The organism is Vreelandella glaciei, assembly GCF_013415125.1.
Lineage (GTDB): Bacteria > Pseudomonadota > Gammaproteobacteria > Pseudomonadales > Halomonadaceae > Vreelandella > Vreelandella glaciei.
In genome coordinates this window covers 134,702-150,560 of record NZ_JACCDE010000001.1, presented here as the reverse complement: position 1 = coordinate 150,560, position 15,859 = coordinate 134,702, and the positions used below count along the sequence as shown (strand labels likewise).

Below are 15,859 nucleotides of genomic sequence, written 5' to 3'. Positions count from 1 at the left end.
TCCTTTAGGCAAACCTTGGTCAGACGTTATCTAAGACACAATCGCCGTTAGCTTAATTTGCCACAGCACTGCTTGTACTTTTTACCTGAACCACAAAAACAGGGGTCGTTACGGCCCACTTTGGGGCCTTCGCGACGCACCGGACGCCCTTCACTGCCAGGCGCTTCTTGTTCGCTCTCAGTTTGCTCAGGGGTCGGGGCATCATGACGACTAGCGGCGGTGGCGGTTTCGCGCTCCAGCGCTTCGCGGCGTTGACGCTCAAGGGCATCTACTTCCTCGGGCTGACGAACCTGAACGTGGCTCAGAATGCGCGTTACATCTTCTTTAATATGGTCAAGCAGGTGCTGGAAGAGCTCAAACGATTCACGCTTGTACTCCTGCTTGGGATTTTTCTGGGCATAGCCACGCAAGTGAATACCACGGCGCAGATGATCCATTGACTGAAGGTGCTCTTTCCAGCGCGTATCCAGCACCTGCAGCATGACTTGCTTCTCAAAGCGACGAATCAGTTTCTCGCCCGCTGCAGCCACTTTTGCCGCATAGGCTTCACGGTGCATGGTCTGCAGCCGCTCACGTAACTGCTCCTCGCTAAAGCGATCATCCTCAGCAGCCCACTTAACCACGGGCACATCAAGATTAAACTCCGTTTTCAGGTGCGCTTCCAAACCGGGCAAATCCCACTGCTCGGGCAGGCTCTGAGGAGGAACATAGCTGCTAATTGCCGTTTCCATTACCTCTTCACGAATACCGATAACGGCATCAGCCACATCGTCCGCGGCGAGAATTTCATTACGCTGGTCGTAGATCACCCGGCGCTGGTCGTTGGCAACGTCATCGTACTCAAGCAGCTGCTTACGAATATCGAAGTTACGCCCTTCGACTTTTTTCTGGGCACGCTCAACCGCATTGGAGACCATTTTATGCTCAATGGCTTCACCATGCTCAAGCCCTAACGCCTGCATCAAGCGCTTAACGCGATCAGAGCCAAACAGACGCATCAGGCTGTCTTCAAGCGACAAGAAGAACCGCGTGGAGCCGGGGTCGCCCTGGCGACCAGCACGGCCGCGCAGCTGATTGTCGATACGCCGAGACTCATGGCGCTCAGACCCTACCACATGTAAGCCGCCAGCGGCCAACACAGCATCGTGACGTGCCTGCCACTCGGCTTTTAACGCATCAACCTGCGCTTGGCTTGGGTTTTTCAGCTTGGCCGATTCAGCCTCCCAATTGCCCCCCAGCACAATATCGGTACCCCGGCCAGCCATGTTGGTGGCGATGGTAATAGCCCCTGGGCGGCCTGCCTGAGCGATAATTTCGGCTTCACTCTGGTGCTGTTTGGCGTTAAGCACGTTGAACGCGAGGCCTGCCTCTCGCATCAGGTTGGCAAGGTACTCCGATGTTTCAATTGAGGCCGTACCAACCAGCACAGGGCGCCCAGCTTCCGTCTCAGTTTTGACATCTTTAATGATCGCTTCGTATTTTTCTTCAGCGCTCAAATAGACCAGATCGTTCAGGTCTTTACGTGCCAATGGACGGTTGGTAGGAATAACCACCACGTCGAGGCCATAAATTTGACGAAATTCAAAGGCTTCAGTATCCGCTGTACCGGTCATACCGGCTAACTTCTCATACAGACGGAAATAGTTCTGGAAGGTGGTGGAGGCAAGCGTTTGGCTTTCGCGCTGTACTGTAACGCCCTCTTTGGCTTCTACAGCCTGGTGCAAGCCTTCCGACCAGCGGCGCCCTGGCATCGAACGGCCAGTGTGTTCGTCGACGATGACTACCTGACCTTCAGAAACGATGTAATCGACATCACGATTATAGAGGTAGCGGGCGCGCAGGGCCGAATGCATATGCTGGAGCAAATTGAGGTTTTGCGCTGCATAGAGTGATTCTTCATCACCCAATAAACCCTCGCCGCGCATTAGCTCTTCAACTTTGTTATGTCCCTGCTCCGTTAGCTCTACCTGTTTCTGCTTTTCGTCAACTAAGAAGTCGCCGACCACCGGAGCATCTTCATCTTCACTCTCTTCGCCTTTCTCAAGCTGCTGGGCCAACTGATTAACGACTTTATAGAGATCCGTATTTTCGTCTACCGCGCCCGAAATAATCAGCGGTGTACGCGCTTCATCGATAAGAATCGAGTCAACTTCATCGACAATCGCAAAATGCAGGCCACGCTGCACTTTGTCTTCTAACGAAAACGCCATGTTATCGCGTAGATAATCAAAGCCAAACTCGTTATTGGTGCCGTAGGTAATATCGCACTGATAGGCATGGCGCTTCTCTTCGCCAGACTGACCGGAGAAAATAACACCAATGGAAAGGCCTAGAAATTCATACAGCGGGCGCATCCACTCAGCATCACGACGGGCCAAATAGTCGTTCACGGTCACCACGTGAACGCCTTTCTCCGTTAGCGCATTCAGATACACCGCCAGCGTTGCCACCAGGGTTTTACCTTCACCGGTTTTCATTTCTGCAATACGGCCACGGTGCAGGGTCATTCCACCCACCATCTGCACGTCAAAGTGACGCATGCCCATAACGCGCTTACTGGCCTCTCGGACGATTGCAAAGGCGGGAGCTAACAGCGCATCTAGGGACTCACCTGACGCGAGACGTTCGCGCAATTGCGCTGTTTTTTGCTGCAAATCAGCGTCACTTAATGCCTCAAATTCTGCTTCTAGGGCATTAATCTGAGGCACATTTTTATGCATGCGTTTTACATCGCGGTCATTTTTAGAACCAACGACTTTACGTAATAAATTATTAAGCATGAAATATCCAAGTATTCACGAACAACCCATCGGACTTTGCCTATATACAGCAGACCTTTTTCTGCAGGTCTTCTACCTACCAGCGTAGGGACAAAGTAAGTATCTTAACGGCATACTTGATGGGCAGGAGGTCCGCGCTGGGTCAAAACATCACGCGCCGCCACCAGCAGGGCCATCGGCGCAAGCCAACTGCTGAGACGCCGCACCGGGGCAAAGCGCCTAGGGCGTTGAGCCCAACGGCGCAGAGCGCGCTGCCGTTTAGCAATCCAGTGCGACTGCGCACGTAAAATCGCGGGTACCCATAAACAGATAGTAACGCTGCGTTCGCCACTGCGAAAAGCATCCGCAGGGCTTAAACTCGCGGGTAATAGGCAACTTACTAATAAGCCGGCCAGCCACCAACGCGCTAAGCCATACCGGCGATGGCGCCGCGGCAAAGCTGATTGAACATCAAGCGTAGGTGACATGCTGTAGACCGGCTCCTGAGCGTGGTAAAATCTGCTAAAGTGAGATCGGTTAATGTCTCCGACATCATCATTAGCGGCACCCTAGGATAGCGGTGCCCTAGGAATTAAGCGTATGAGTATAAAGGTTAAGCGTTCTCGCGCACAGCCCATTGCCCGCCTACTCTCAAAGTCGGGCGATATTAGTCAGTTAATGCGCCTATCTCGTTTAATTGACCAGGCGCAGCAGCATCTTCGCGCGCATCTGCCCGAAGAGATGCGTGAACATATTTTTGTCGGTGGCTTTCGCGAAGGTCGCTTAACACTGATCAGTGGTCAAGCAGGCTGGCTAACCTGGTTACGTTTTGAGCAGCGTCGGCTATTAGAGCTGCTTCATCAGTTGCCTGGCTTTGAAAGCGTGAGCGGCTTTACCTTTAAAGTGCGCCCAGTGCACCCTATCGTGGCCCCGCTACGTAATACACGCAGCCTTTCAGCAGATGCAGGCAAAACACTGGCTGAATGCGCTGAAGACACGACAAATCCCACGTTAAAGCGCGCCCTTGAACGGCTTGCCTCTCATGCTCAGCCACCCAACGAGTAACAGTTGCCATAAGGCTATGGCAAACAAATTTGCCGGCTATAACGCTCTTGGCGTAAAACGTATGCTGGCGACAAAATGCATAAAGCACCGCCTAAGCGATGCTTTATTGATATTACCACTGCTACGATAACTCTTCGGACTACCTTATTAGCTAATAGCAGCTTTTCTATAAGCGGCTATATTATGCCATTGCGGGCGCAGCATAAGAGATCGGCGCCACGGCCTTATCTTCTTCAAACGTCACTATTTCATAAGCGTCAGGCTGAGCCATCAGCTCACGGCACAGCTGATTATTCAACGCATGTCCTGACTTAACACCACGAAACTCACCAATCAGACTGTAACCCAACTGGTATAAATCGCCGATGGCATCTAATACTTTATGCTTGACGAACTCATCTTCGTAGCGCAAACCACCTTCGTTAACAATGCGGTAATCGTCTACCACGATCGCATTGTCTAAACTGCCGCCCAATGCCAAATTGTTAGAGCGTAAAAACTCTAAATCACGCATAAAACCAAAGGTACGTGCGCGCGACACTTCTTTGACAAATGATGTGGTCGAAAAATCGATCAACGCCGTCTGTTTCTGCTGTTCAAAAACGGGGTGGTCAAAATCAATCGCAAACGAGACTTTAAACCCTTGGTGGGGCAAGAAAACAGCCTCTTTATCACCATCGTTAACAGCTACACGATGTTTAATGCGAATAAATTTCTTTGCTGCATCCTGTTCCAGAATACCGGCTGACTGAATCAAGAAGACAAACGGGCTAGCGCTACCATCCATTATGGGAACTTCAGGTTCGCTAACGTCTACGTAGGCGTTATCAATACCCAATCCAGCAAAGGCTGACATCAAGTGCTCAACAGTAGCGACTTTAACCCCATTAAATGAAAGCGCCGTGCACAGCTTGGTATCTTCAACCAACTCAGCTCGCGCTGGCACGTGTACAACGGGGTCCAGATCGGTTCTGACAAACACAATCCCAGTATCGGCCGGCGCCGGACGCAGAGCTAAATGAACTTTTTTGCCTGAATGCAGGCCCACTCCGGTGGCACGAATGACGTTTTGTAGGGTGCGTTGTCTGATCATGGATAGTAGCCGAACTCTGATGACGGTAATAACCGCAGGGGAAAAAGTTATCAAACAGTGTTCACTTTAACAGCAAGCGAGCGTTTTAGCCAATAAAACGCTCGCCCGCTGTTACAGTGAGACTGTTATCGAGAATCAATCCGCCTGGCGGCGTAGAAACGCGGGGATGTCCAAATAGTCATCAGCTTCAGTAGAGCGACGCTTCTCAGGACGAGGTTTAGCGGCAGCTTCGGGTGCTTCAGCACGCGCTGTCGCCTGCTGACGCATCACCGTAGGTTGCTGCATTTTGCGATAATCGGATGTTGATTCCGCCGCTGAACGGCGCGCCGGTTCGCGTGCGGTGGTTTTGGCTTTCTGGCCATCTAGGCCTGCGGCAACAACCGTGACGCGCAGCTCATCAGACATCTCCATGTCAATGGAGGTGCCAACGACGATGGTGGCATCTGGAGAAGCAAACTCTTGAACGGTAGCGCCAACATCATTGAACTCACCGATTGATAAATCGGGACCAGCGGTGATGTTAACCAAAATACCGCGCGCGCCATGCAGGTCGATATCTTCCAGCAGCGGACTGCGAATAGCCTTTTCGGCAGCTTCACGAGCACGATTCTCGCCCGTCGCCCCACCGGTACCCATCATCGCCATGCCCATTTCAGACATTACGGTGCGAACATCAGCAAAATCGACGTTAATGATACCTGGGCTGGTAATCAGCTCTGCGATACCTTGCACAGCGCCTAGCAGCACATCGTTCGCCGCACTGAAGGCTGTTAGCAGCGTGGCGTTTTTGCCCAATACGGAAAGCAGCTTTTCGTTGGGAATCGTGATCAACGAATCAACGTGCTCGGAGAGCTCTTTCATGCCCTCCTCAGCGGCGCGCATTCGCTTCGGCCCTTCAAAGGGGAAGGGGCGCGTCACTACCGCGACGGTAAGAATCCCAAGCTCTTTAGCGACCTGAGCCACCACGGGCGCACCACCAGTACCGGTGCCACCGCCCATACCAGCAGTGATAAACACCATATCGGCGCCGACCAGCAATTCCGCGATACGCTCGCGGTCTTCCATAGCCGCCTGCCGCCCCACGTCGGGATTGGCACCTGCACCTAATCCTTTAGTGATTTCGCTACCCAGTTGCAACACGGTTTTTGCTGAACAGCGCTTAAGCGCCTGGGCGTCAGTGTTAGCGCAGATAAACTCAACGCCTTCAATATTGCTTTCGACCATGTGGTTAACAGCATTGCCGCCACCGCCGCCAACACCAACCACTTTGATGACCGCACTGCTCGAGGGTGCGTTATCTACCAATTCGAACATAAGCCCCGTCTCCTGAACCGCGCTTGCGGCCCTGTCAGAAATTTCCTTTGAACCAGCCTTTAATTCTTGCCAGCGCCGAATGGTCTTCCTTGATATCACGCCGGGCAAGCTCGTTGCGACCCTTATGGGCTGCAACCACTCCCCCGTGGCTTCTTAGACCTTGCCCATGACGCGTTTCCTGCAAGGCATAATGCAGCAGACCAACCCCCGTCGCATAAATGGGGTTACAAACGACGTCCGCCAAACCTCTTACATTCTGTGGACATGCGATACGAACGGGCATGTGGAAAATCTCTTCCGCCAATTCGCTAACCCCTTCCATGCGCGAAGTTCCACCGGTAAGCACAATCCCAGCAGCCACCATGTCTTCATAGCCACTTCGGCGCAATTCATCTCTTACTAGCGTAAATAGCTCTTCGTAGCGTGGCTCTACCACTTCAGCGAGCGCTTGACGCGATAGATCACGCGCAGGACGATCACCTACGCTAGGTACTTTAATCATTTCATCGCTTGACGCTAAGTGAGTTAGCGCGCAAGCATATTTAACTTTAATCTCTTCAGCGTGTTGGGTTGGCGTTCGCAGGGCCATGGCAATATCGTTAGTGACTTGGTCGCCCGCAATAGGTATAACCGCCGTGTGACGTATGGCACCTTCACTAAAAATTGCCATGTCGGTGGTGCCGCCACCAATGTCCACCATACAGACGCCCAGCTCACGCTCATCTTCCGTCAGTACGGCCATGCTTGAGGCAAGCTGCTCTAAAATAATAGCATCTACTTCTAATCCGCAGCGACGAACACACTTTTCAATATTCTGAACAGCATTCAACGCAGCCGTGACTAAATGCACCTGAGCTTCCAAACGCACGCCGGACATGCCCAGCGGCTCACGGATTCCTCCCTGAGCATCAATTGAAAACTCTTGCGGGAGTACATGTAATACGCGCTGACCTTCCGAGATAGCGCGGGCACGAGCAGAATCAATAACGCGCTCAATATCAGAGGGAGTCACTTCTCGCTCTTTAATAGCCACGACACCATCAGAGTTCATTGAACTGATATGACTACCGGCAACGCCAACATATACCGAATGAATATCACAGCCAGCCATCAACTCGGCTTCTTCAACGGCCCGCTGGATAGACTGCACCGTTGATTCAATATTGATCACAACACCGCGCTTCATTCCGCGCGAGGGGTGCGAGCCAATACCGGCAATTTCAATTCCGCCGTCATCGGTGGGTTGACCGACTATCGCGACGACCTTGGACGTTCCAATGTCCAGCCCGACCACCATATTGGATGCGTTGGGTGAGCCTGCCATGAGTCGGGAAATCTCCTTGCGTCATTGTTAAAAATAAATATTAATAGGGTGACGCTTAATCCAACGCTTAACATTGAAGGCGTACTACCCAAAATAAACAGTGGTTTTCTCAGTTACTGACTAAGTACAAATAGCTGGAATTTAAAACCACTTAACCATCATCTGGCCCATAGTATAGAAACAATAGTCGTAATACGACTAGTACGAACCCACAATAATAGGCATTGAAAGCAATTTAAAGCCGATTATTGGCTTTTTCATCGATGGCAACCACTCACTTTTACACCTTATTTGCATCAAGTAATAGAAGAGTTACTCATCTTGCACAGCAAATTCACTTTCTCCATGCCACGCTACGGCGACACCATTAGGGTAACGGAGATCTATATAGCGGATCTGATCACCAAGAGAGTACAACTCCCTTTGCCAAGAAGCAGATAAACGCGCCAATCGAACTTCGTGCTGACGACGCCCTAACATCACCCAAGCGCCGTCATTTAATTGCAGCCGCCAAGCCCCACGCGGCTCTAAACGAAGTTGTGTAAGATCAAGTGATAACTGAGTAAAGTGCGGCAACAGCCGATGATAGTATTGCAACACTTCCTCGCTGCTACCGACAGGACCCGCCATATCAGGCAAACCCGAAGGCGGGTTTAATGGTGCAAATGCGAAAGGCTCTCCCTCAGGATTAAGCAAGAAATCATCATTCCAGCGTGCGACGGGCTGTTGTTCAATGAGCTCAAACATTAACGCATTCGGCCATTCGCGCGTAATTCGCACTTCATTTAGCCAGCCGACTTGCAGGGCGCGGTCACGCAACTCACCCAGATCCGCCGAAAGCCAGGTGGCATCGACCACCAGGGGCGCCAGCTGGGTACGCAGATAGTCGGCGCTGACGTATTCCCACTCACCGCGAATAGACACCCGCTCAATAGGGCGATCTAACCACAGCCAAAGCGCCCGGCCACCGGCGCCCATCAGCAAGGCTAATAGAATAACGCCCAACCAGGCATTACGCCTTTTCATAAGGCACCCTTCATAACAAACTCGTCATAGCGATAACTGCCTGCCAGCGGTATTCAATATTTCCATCACCAGCTCGTCAAAAGAGATACCCGCATGTGCCGCTGCCTGGGGAACCAAGCTATGGTCGGTCATCCCAGGCACGGTATTAACTTCCAACAGCCAGAAACGCCCTTCGCTATCGTGCATCACATCAACACGCCCCCAGCCTACCCCGCCGATGGCGGCAAATGCCTGCTGGCATAGATCCGCCAGCGCTGCTTCCTGCTCCGTTGCCAGGCCACATGGCAAATGGTACTGCGTGGTATTGGCGATATATTTGGCTTCGTAATCATAGAAACCGCCCGGGACTTCAACCCGAATCGCTGGCAACACTTGATCGCCTAGCAGCGCAACCGTGTATTCGTCGCCGACGATAAAGCGCTCAGCCATGACGCGGGCGTCGAACTGTGCTGCCTCGTGATACGCAGCCTCAAGCGCCGCCTGACTTTTGACAATGCTAATACCTAGCGTTGAGCCTTCATGCACGGGTTTCACAATCAGCGGCAAGCCAAGCTGAGCGACCACGGCTGACCAATCCGAACCGGCATCCAGCATGATGCTCTCTGGCGTCGGCAAGCCAACCGCACTCCATACTTGCTTGGTGCGCTGCTTATCCATACCCAACGCTGAGGCAAGCACGCCACTCCCGGTATAGGGAATATTGAGCAGCTCCAGCGCCCCCTGAAGCGTGCCGTCTTCACCGCCGCGTCCATGCAAGGCAACGAAGACCACCGAAGGAGCCAGCTGCTCTAATCCCACCAGGCCGTTGTCGCGGGGGTCATAACCACAGGCATCGATGCCCTTACGCTGAAGGGCCTCAAGTACTGCCGCCCCGCTTTTAAGCGATACCTCGCGTTCAGCAGACGTACCGCCGTAAACGACAACGACTTTTCCGTGCGACTCAGGGTTTGTTACGTCAACGCTCACAGATCTACCTCGTTCATCGCTAGCTGTGCCTGTGCCAGACGCAGGGAAATCCCCCCCACATCACCAGCACCCTGGGTAATTAAAATATCGCCTGGCCGTAACACATTGGCTAACAGCACCGGTAACTCGTGCTTATGCTCGACAAAGAGTGGGTCGACTTCTCCACGCTGGCGAATCGACCCGGCCAGGGTTCTCCCCTCGGCACCAGGAATAATAGCTTCACCGGCGCTGTAAACATCGAGCAGCACCAACGTATCGACTTGGGAAAGTACGCGTACAAAGTCTTCATACAAATCGCGGGTACGGCTATAGCGATGGGGTTGGTAAAGCATCACCAGGCGGCGCTCGGGCCACCCAGCGCGAACGGCCTGAATAACCATGTCGACTTCACGCGGATGGTGACCGTAGTCATCCACCAGCATGATGTCGCCGCCGCCTTTAGGTGCAGGGAAATGCCCATGCACCTGAAACCGACGACCCACGCCTGCAAAGCTCGCCAACCCACTCAAAATTGCACTATCGCTGACGCCTGCATCAGTAGCCACAACAATCGCCGCCATGGCGTTGAGAGCATTGTGCCGCCCAGGCATGGCCAAGCGTACCGCTAGCGGCTCAGCGCCACCTGGGCGTAACGCAGTAAACGAAACTTCTCCTTCGCGCTGGGCAAAATCGACAATGCGATAGTCAGCATCGCTATCAAACCCATAGGTCACAAATTGCCGCTTCACCTGATCGCACAGCACACGGACATGCGGGTCATCGATACACAGCACCGCCAGGCCATAAAACGGTAGATTATGCAGAAATTCGATAAAGGTACTTTTCAGCCGCTCAAAATCACCGCCATAGGTCGCCATATGGTCAGCATCGATATTGGTAACGATGGATACCATTGGCTGCAGGTGCAGAAATGAGGCATCGGACTCATCGGCTTCGGCAACAAGGTAGTCGCCCTCGCCCAGGCGAGCATTAGTACCGGCGCTGGTCAGCTTGCCGCCGATCACAAAGGTCGGGTCTAACCCCCCCTCTGCCAGCAGGGTCGCCGTCAAACTGGTCGTGGTGGTTTTGCCATGGGTACCCGCTACGGCAATACCGTGACGGAAGCGCATCAGCTCGGCGAGCATCTCAGCCCGGCGCACGACCGGTACACGATGCTCGTGGGCCCAGCGAATTTCAGGGTTGGTTTCATCGATTGCGCTAGACACCACCACCACGTCAGCGCTTTCTACGTTTGCTTCAGCATGACCAATCGCCACGCATACACCACATTGGCGCAGTCGCTCGACGACTGAAGAGTTTTTCATATCACTACCGCTGACGATGTAGCCCTGGTTGGTTAGCACCTCTGCGATACCGCACATACCAGCGCCACCTATACCCACAAAATGAATGCGCCGAATGCGACGCATACCTGGGCCAGCGGGAGTGCCACGTGAGGGTGTCGTGGGTTTGTCTTTATCGATCACGCAGAATCTCCTAGCTTTATCATCGCCAAACACCCTTCAGCCAAGCGCTGAGTCGCATCCAAATGCGCGGCCTGACGGGCGTTCGCCGCCATCGCAGCCAGGGTATTGGGGACGAGCAATTCATTTAAAAAGTCGCTTAAACGCTCAACCGTCAGCTCAGACTGTACAACGCACTTGGCGGCCCCCGCCTTAACTAACACCTGCGCGTTGATACGCTGATGGTCATCGACCGCAAAGGGAAAAGGCACCAGCAATGCAGGCTTGGCGGCGGCGGCCAGCTCGGCCACGGTGAGCGCACCAGAGCGGCATACCACTAAATCGGCCCACTCATAAGCAGCAGCCATATCATCAATAAAGGGACTAACCTCAGCGTTTACGCCGTGCTGCTGATAATTTTCGGCAGTCGCAACATCACGATCCTTACCCGCCTGATGGCGGACCTCGGGTCGCTGCTCAACAGGCAGTGCAGCAAGCGCTGGCGCCAAGCGTTCGTTTAGTGCCACTGCGCCAAGCGAGCCCCCCACCACTAGCAGACGCAGTGGCCGTGCAGAGAGCTCATCAACATTCCGCGGTGTACTACCCAAGGCAGCAATATCGTCACGTACGGGATTACCAATCACTTCGGCGCGCGAGCCAAAGGCTTCTGGGAAGGCGGCGTAGGTACGCTTAGCCAGTCGCGATAAAACACGATTTGTCAGCCCTGCCACAGCGTTCTGTTCATGGATAACCAGGGGGATGCGCGTCAACCAAGCCGCCAACCCGCCGGGGCCACTGGCAAAGCCACCCAGGCCAACCACGACATGCGGCTTGAACTCTCGAATCACCGTCCGCGCTTCTAAGACTGCACGGGTGAGATTCAGCGGCGCCTTTAGCCAGCCGGTTATGCCGTTACCGCGCAGCCCGCTGATGGCAATAGTATGCAATCTAATACCCGCCTCAGGCACCAGACGGTTCTCAATCCCCCTGGGGCTGCCCAGCCACTCAACATCCACCTGCTGCTTCTGCAGTGCGTTGGCGAGGGAAAGCGCCGGGAACACATGGCCGCCGGTGCCACCTGCCATTATCAGCACTCGTCGCCTAACATTAGTCTTCACATCAAACTCCTGATAGCACCAAGCGGCATAACGTTACGATAAACGCGGTTCATGGCGCGATTTATACGGGGTGGACGCCCGGGGGCGGTGACGCGTTTCGGCATCCGTGCGCAGCAGCAGCCCCACCATCACGCCAGTCACCAATAGACTTGAACCGCCATAGCTCATTAGCGGCAATGTTAAACCCTTGGTTGGCAACAGCCCGGAACTTACCGCCATATTAATAAACGCCTGCGCAGCCACAATAAACCCGATGCCGTAACTTACATAAGCGCCAAAAAGATGCCCGGCCATCTCCGCTTTGCGCCCTACCCACATAGCGCGCGCAATAAATAGCGTAAACAGCAGCACGACAATAATCGCGCCGATCATTCCGAGCTCCTCGGCGATCACCGCAAAGATAAAATCGGTATGCGCTTCCGGCAGGTAGTGTAGTTTTTGCACACTGTTGCCCAGGCCGGTGCCAGTCACGTGCCCTCGCCCGAAGGCAATCAGCGCCTGGGTTAATTGGTAACCTGTCGCAAATTGATCTGCCCAGGGGTCAAGAAAACTAGTCCAACGCGCCAGTCGATAGGGCTCTATCACCACCATCATAACCGCCCCTGAGCCAAGCAGCGCGCCACTGCCCACAAGCAGTACTAGCGATGCGCCACTCATCATCAGCATACCGATAACGCAAACGGTAAAGACCACCATGCCGCCAAAATCCGGGGCTAGAAACAGCAGCCCGGCAGGAACCGCCAGCACGGCTAATGGGCGCCACATGCTGAATGCGCGCCGTCGCAAATCGTAGGTAAAACGCGACATAAATGCCGCCATATAAAAAATCAGCCCAATTTTGGCAAATTCAGAGACCTGCAAACTAGGCAATGGCCCCGGCAACGCTATCCAGCGCTTACTGCCGTTGATCTCCTGGCCAATAATCAGTACTAGAAACAACAGAAAGATAGAGGCGAGCAGAATAAGCGCAGCATTCTGGCGCCAGGCTTCCAGCGGCACACAGAGCATAAATACACATGCCATGATAGCGAGTACTAGGAAAATGCCGTGCTGGCGGGAGTAGTGGTAAGTATCTTCCAGTAAGCCAATTGAAGCGGAACTCACCATTACCCAGCCCAAACCCGCTAAGGCTACTGCCGCCATCACCAGCCAGATATCACAAGGCAAATCACGCGTGGTAAGAACAGTACGCAGACGCTGAAGCCGGCTCATGACGCTCCCCCAGTAGTGGACGCTGCCTGTTGATGCACCCAACGGCGAAATACCTCGCCACGTTCTTGGTAATTAGCAAACTGATCCAGGCTTGCACAGGCAGGTGATAGCAGCACACAGTCTCCAGGCTGAGCGATTTTAAACGCTGCTTGCATGGCCTGAGTTAGATCGTCTACTTGCTGAGTCGTCACGTGACCATCCAACGCCTCCGCCAATCGCGGAGCATCCAACCCAAACAGCAGCACATGACGCGCACACTTCTTCAAAGGCTCGGCCAGCGGGGTAAAATCCGCGCCCTTACCAACCCCGCCTGCCAATAAAATCAAACGTCCTTCCAGCGTAGCGCCAATGCCATTGATGGCTGCCAGAGTAGCGCCCACATTGGTGCCCTTGGTGTCGTTAACCCAGGTGACATCGTTGATACGCGCTATCATTTCGCTGCGATGTGCCAGCCCTTTAAAGTCACGCAGTGCGCGACACATGGGCGCCGCTGCAAACCCTAACGCCTGCCCCATCGCTAGCGCAGCCAGTGCATTAAGGTAATTGTGCTGCCCAGTCATGCTTAACTCATCAATGGACAACCAGGGGGTGTCGCCCTGCATCAGCATTAATTTACCTTGATCACGCGCCAGCCCCCACTGGCCCTCCACCGGAGCGTCATGGGAAAAGTAGGCCACTTGGTCAACGGGATAGTCAGGCCATGACAGAGGGTCATCCCCATTCACCACCGCGTGCTGGGCACCGATAAAGATACGTTGTTTTGCAGTTCGATAACCGTGCATATCACCGTGACGATCAAGGTGATCTTCGGACAGGTTCAGGAACGCGGCACAGCTCGCCCCCAGACAAGGTGTCGTCTCCAGCTGAAAGCTCGAGAGTTCAAGGATATAGAGCGCGGCATCCGGGTGGCTGGCCAACAAGTCCAACGCGGGGGTGCCCAAATTACCACCCACTGCCGCATTCACGCCTGCCTCCGCTGCCATTTCACCGAGCAGCGTGGTCACCGTCGACTTCGCATTAGAACCGGTAATCGCTGCGATGGGCGCCTTTGCGGCACGCACGAACAGGGCCATCTCACCCACTACCATCGGCTCCCCAGTGCGAGGATTTAACTGATCCGCCAGCTCTTTCAAGCCCGGCATTCTCGGGTCAAGCCCAGGGCTTACCACCACCTCTTCCACATCGCGCAGATCCAGCGCGGCAAGCGAGCCGCAGTGAATTTCCACCCCGGGATGCGCAGTGCGAAAATCATCAAGCCCCGGCGGTTCGGCCCGCGTGTCCGCTACCATGTAAGGTACATCTAAGCGACTTAAATGACGGCAGATAGCCCGACCGGAAAGCCCCAGCCCGACAACCAGCGTTACTCCCTTAGCTACTTGAACCATTACAAGCTCCCTCTCGCATCATGCCAACGATCCGTCGATGCACTCATGGTCAGATGCATTAACGAACTTTGAGCGTTGCGAGGCCAAGCAGCACCAGCACCACGGTAATAATCCAAAAGCGGACAATGACCCGCGGCTCAGGCCAGCCTTTCAATTCATAGTGATGATGCAAAGGCGCCATTCGGAAGATGCGACGCCCGGTGAGCTTGTAGGATCCCACCTGAAGGATGACCGACACTGTTTCCATGACAAAAACACCGCCCATGATAAACAGCACAATCTCCTGGCGTACGATCACGGCTACCACCCCCAGCGCAGCCCCTAACGCCAAGGCACCTACGTCGCCCATAAAGACCTGGGCGGGATAAGTGTTAAACCATAAAAACCCCAGCCCAGCGCCAGCAATCGTTGCGCAGAACACGGCTAATTCACCGGTTCCGGCAATAAACGGAATATGCAGATATTCGGCGAAAACGGTGTTGCCACTGGCATAAGCGAATACCGATAAGCCCATGGCCACGAGCACCGTCGGCATAATAGCCAGGCCATCTAAGCCATCAGTTAGATTGACGGCGTTGGAGCTCCCTACAATCACAAAATAGGTAAGCACGATATAGAAGACACCGAGCGGCAGAGCCACCTCTTTGAACAGCGGCACCAGCAGGCTGGTCTCGACCGGCGTGGAGGCGGTTAAATAGAGCAACAGCGCCGCCCCCAAACCCACCACCGACTGCCAGAAATACTTCCAGCGAGCGGGTAAACCGCGTGGATTTTTTTCCACTACTTTGCGGTAATCATCGACCCAGCCGATGGCGCCGAAGCCGAGCGTGACACCCAGCACCACCCAGATATAGAGATTGGTTAAGTCACCCCATAACAAGGTGCTGATGGCAATGGCCAGCAAAATCATTGCCCCCCCCATGGTGGGGGTGCCCGCTTTTGAGAGGTGGGATTGCGGCCCATCGTCACGCACGGATTGCCCGATCTGGCCTTCCACGAGGCGCCGAATCATCCATGGCCCCAGCCATAAACAGAGCATTAACGACGTGAGAGCGCCTAAAATTACGCGAAGGGTTAAATAGTTAACGACCTGAAAATCAGATTGGTACTGCGACAGAAAATTCGCCAAGTGAAGTAACATGAACGGCGTTTACC

Annotated in this window: 13 protein-coding genes; 1 reads left to right on the top strand and 12 read right to left on the bottom strand. The window is 53.9% G+C overall.

What is annotated here, in order from left to right; translation table 11 throughout:
* Window positions 1-47 precede the first annotated feature (47 nt).
* Complete coding sequence (gene secA / locus HZS80_RS00700) at window positions 48-2,780, bottom strand: preprotein translocase subunit SecA (RefSeq protein WP_179914839.1); 2,733 nt, start codon at window positions 2,778-2,780, stop codon at window positions 48-50.
* A gap of 104 nt (window positions 2,781-2,884) precedes the next feature.
* Window positions 2,885-3,247, bottom strand: a complete 363-nt coding sequence (locus tag HZS80_RS00695; protein WP_035566248.1) for a hypothetical protein — start codon at window positions 3,245-3,247, stop codon at window positions 2,885-2,887.
* Window positions 3,248-3,359: 112 nt separating this feature from the next.
* Here HZS80_RS00695 and HZS80_RS00690 point away from each other — a divergent pair, with 112 nt between their 5' ends.
* Window positions 3,360-3,824 (top strand): DUF721 domain-containing protein, encoded by a 465-nt coding sequence (locus tag HZS80_RS00690; protein ID WP_035566250.1) that lies wholly within the window; start codon window positions 3,360-3,362, stop codon window positions 3,822-3,824.
* A 181-nt stretch (window positions 3,825-4,005) separates the two neighbouring features.
* Here HZS80_RS00690 and lpxC read toward each other — a convergent pair whose 3' ends face one another.
* The 10 genes from lpxC to mraY all read right to left on the bottom strand — a co-directional run bounded on the left by lpxC (window position 4,006) and on the right by mraY (window position 15,845).
* On the bottom strand, window positions 4,006-4,917 hold the full coding sequence (lpxC, locus tag HZS80_RS00685) for a UDP-3-O-acyl-N-acetylglucosamine deacetylase (protein ID WP_035566253.1): 912 nt from the start codon (window positions 4,915-4,917) through the stop codon (window positions 4,006-4,008).
* Window positions 4,918-5,052: 135 nt separating this feature from the next.
* Window positions 5,053-6,231 carry a cell division protein FtsZ gene (gene ftsZ / locus HZS80_RS00680; RefSeq protein ID WP_179914838.1) on the bottom strand — a complete coding sequence of 393 codons (1,179 nt, stop codon included), beginning with the start codon at window positions 6,229-6,231 and terminating at the stop codon, window positions 5,053-5,055.
* Window positions 6,232-6,265: 34 nt separating this feature from the next.
* Entirely contained in the window at window positions 6,266-7,555 is a 1,290-nt protein-coding gene (gene ftsA, locus HZS80_RS00675; RefSeq protein ID WP_035566259.1) for a cell division protein FtsA, read from the bottom strand.
* A 312-nt stretch (window positions 7,556-7,867) separates the two neighbouring features.
* Window positions 7,868-8,581, bottom strand: a complete 714-nt coding sequence (locus tag HZS80_RS00670; protein WP_179914837.1) for a cell division protein FtsQ/DivIB — start codon at window positions 8,579-8,581, stop codon at window positions 7,868-7,870.
* A 24-nt stretch (window positions 8,582-8,605) separates the two neighbouring features.
* Complete coding sequence (locus tag HZS80_RS00665; protein ID WP_179914836.1) at window positions 8,606-9,547, bottom strand: D-alanine--D-alanine ligase; 942 nt, start codon at window positions 9,545-9,547, stop codon at window positions 8,606-8,608.
* Window positions 9,544-10,956, bottom strand: a complete 1,413-nt coding sequence (gene murC / locus HZS80_RS00660) for a UDP-N-acetylmuramate--L-alanine ligase (RefSeq protein WP_179914899.1) — start codon at window positions 10,954-10,956, stop codon at window positions 9,544-9,546. Before murC ends, HZS80_RS00665 begins: the two co-directional genes overlap by 4 nt.
* A 53-nt stretch (window positions 10,957-11,009) precedes the next feature.
* Complete coding sequence (gene murG / locus HZS80_RS00655) at window positions 11,010-12,107, bottom strand: undecaprenyldiphospho-muramoylpentapeptide beta-N-acetylglucosaminyltransferase (RefSeq protein WP_281662130.1); 1,098 nt, start codon at window positions 12,105-12,107, stop codon at window positions 11,010-11,012.
* A gap of 33 nt (window positions 12,108-12,140) precedes the next feature.
* Window positions 12,141-13,319, bottom strand: a complete 1,179-nt coding sequence (gene ftsW, locus HZS80_RS00650) for a putative lipid II flippase FtsW (protein WP_179914835.1) — start codon at window positions 13,317-13,319, stop codon at window positions 12,141-12,143.
* Complete coding sequence (gene murD, locus HZS80_RS00645) at window positions 13,316-14,704, bottom strand: UDP-N-acetylmuramoyl-L-alanine--D-glutamate ligase (protein ID WP_179914834.1); 1,389 nt, start codon at window positions 14,702-14,704, stop codon at window positions 13,316-13,318. The genes ftsW and murD overlap by 4 nt, the downstream gene beginning before the upstream one ends.
* Window positions 14,705-14,762: 58 nt before the next feature.
* Window positions 14,763-15,845 carry a phospho-N-acetylmuramoyl-pentapeptide-transferase gene (gene mraY, locus HZS80_RS00640; RefSeq protein WP_008958685.1) on the bottom strand — a complete coding sequence of 361 codons (1,083 nt, stop codon included), beginning with the start codon at window positions 15,843-15,845 and terminating at the stop codon, window positions 14,763-14,765.
* Between the last annotated feature and the right edge of the window lie 14 nt (window positions 15,846-15,859).

Bases quoted from the DNA above. Each gene is read 5' to 3' on its own strand.
- murC (WP_179914899.1), bottom strand. From the start codon at position 10,956: ATGCGTCGCATTCGGCGCATTCATTTTGTGGGTATAGGTGGCGCTGGT.
- mraY (WP_008958685.1), bottom strand. From the start codon at position 15,845: ATGTTACTTCACTTGGCGAATTTTCTGTCGCAGTACCAATCTGATTTT.
- secA (WP_179914839.1), bottom strand. From the start codon at position 2,780: ATGCTTAATAATTTATTACGTAAAGTCGTTGGTTCTAAAAATGACCGC.
- ftsW (WP_179914835.1), bottom strand. From the start codon at position 13,319: ATGAGCCGGCTTCAGCGTCTGCGTACTGTTCTTACCACGCGTGATTTG.
- HZS80_RS00690 (WP_035566250.1), top strand. From the start codon at position 3,360: ATGAGTATAAAGGTTAAGCGTTCTCGCGCACAGCCCATTGCCCGCCTA.
- ftsA (WP_035566259.1), bottom strand. From the start codon at position 7,555: ATGGCAGGCTCACCCAACGCATCCAATATGGTGGTCGGGCTGGACATT.
- lpxC (WP_035566253.1), bottom strand. From the start codon at position 4,917: ATGATCAGACAACGCACCCTACAAAACGTCATTCGTGCCACCGGAGTG.
- HZS80_RS00670 (WP_179914837.1), bottom strand. From the start codon at position 8,581: ATGAAAAGGCGTAATGCCTGGTTGGGCGTTATTCTATTAGCCTTGCTG.
- ftsZ (WP_179914838.1), bottom strand. From the start codon at position 6,231: ATGTTCGAATTGGTAGATAACGCACCCTCGAGCAGTGCGGTCATCAAA.
- HZS80_RS00695 (WP_035566248.1), bottom strand. From the start codon at position 3,247: ATGTCACCTACGCTTGATGTTCAATCAGCTTTGCCGCGGCGCCATCGC.
- murD (WP_179914834.1), bottom strand. From the start codon at position 14,704: ATGGTTCAAGTAGCTAAGGGAGTAACGCTGGTTGTCGGGCTGGGGCTT.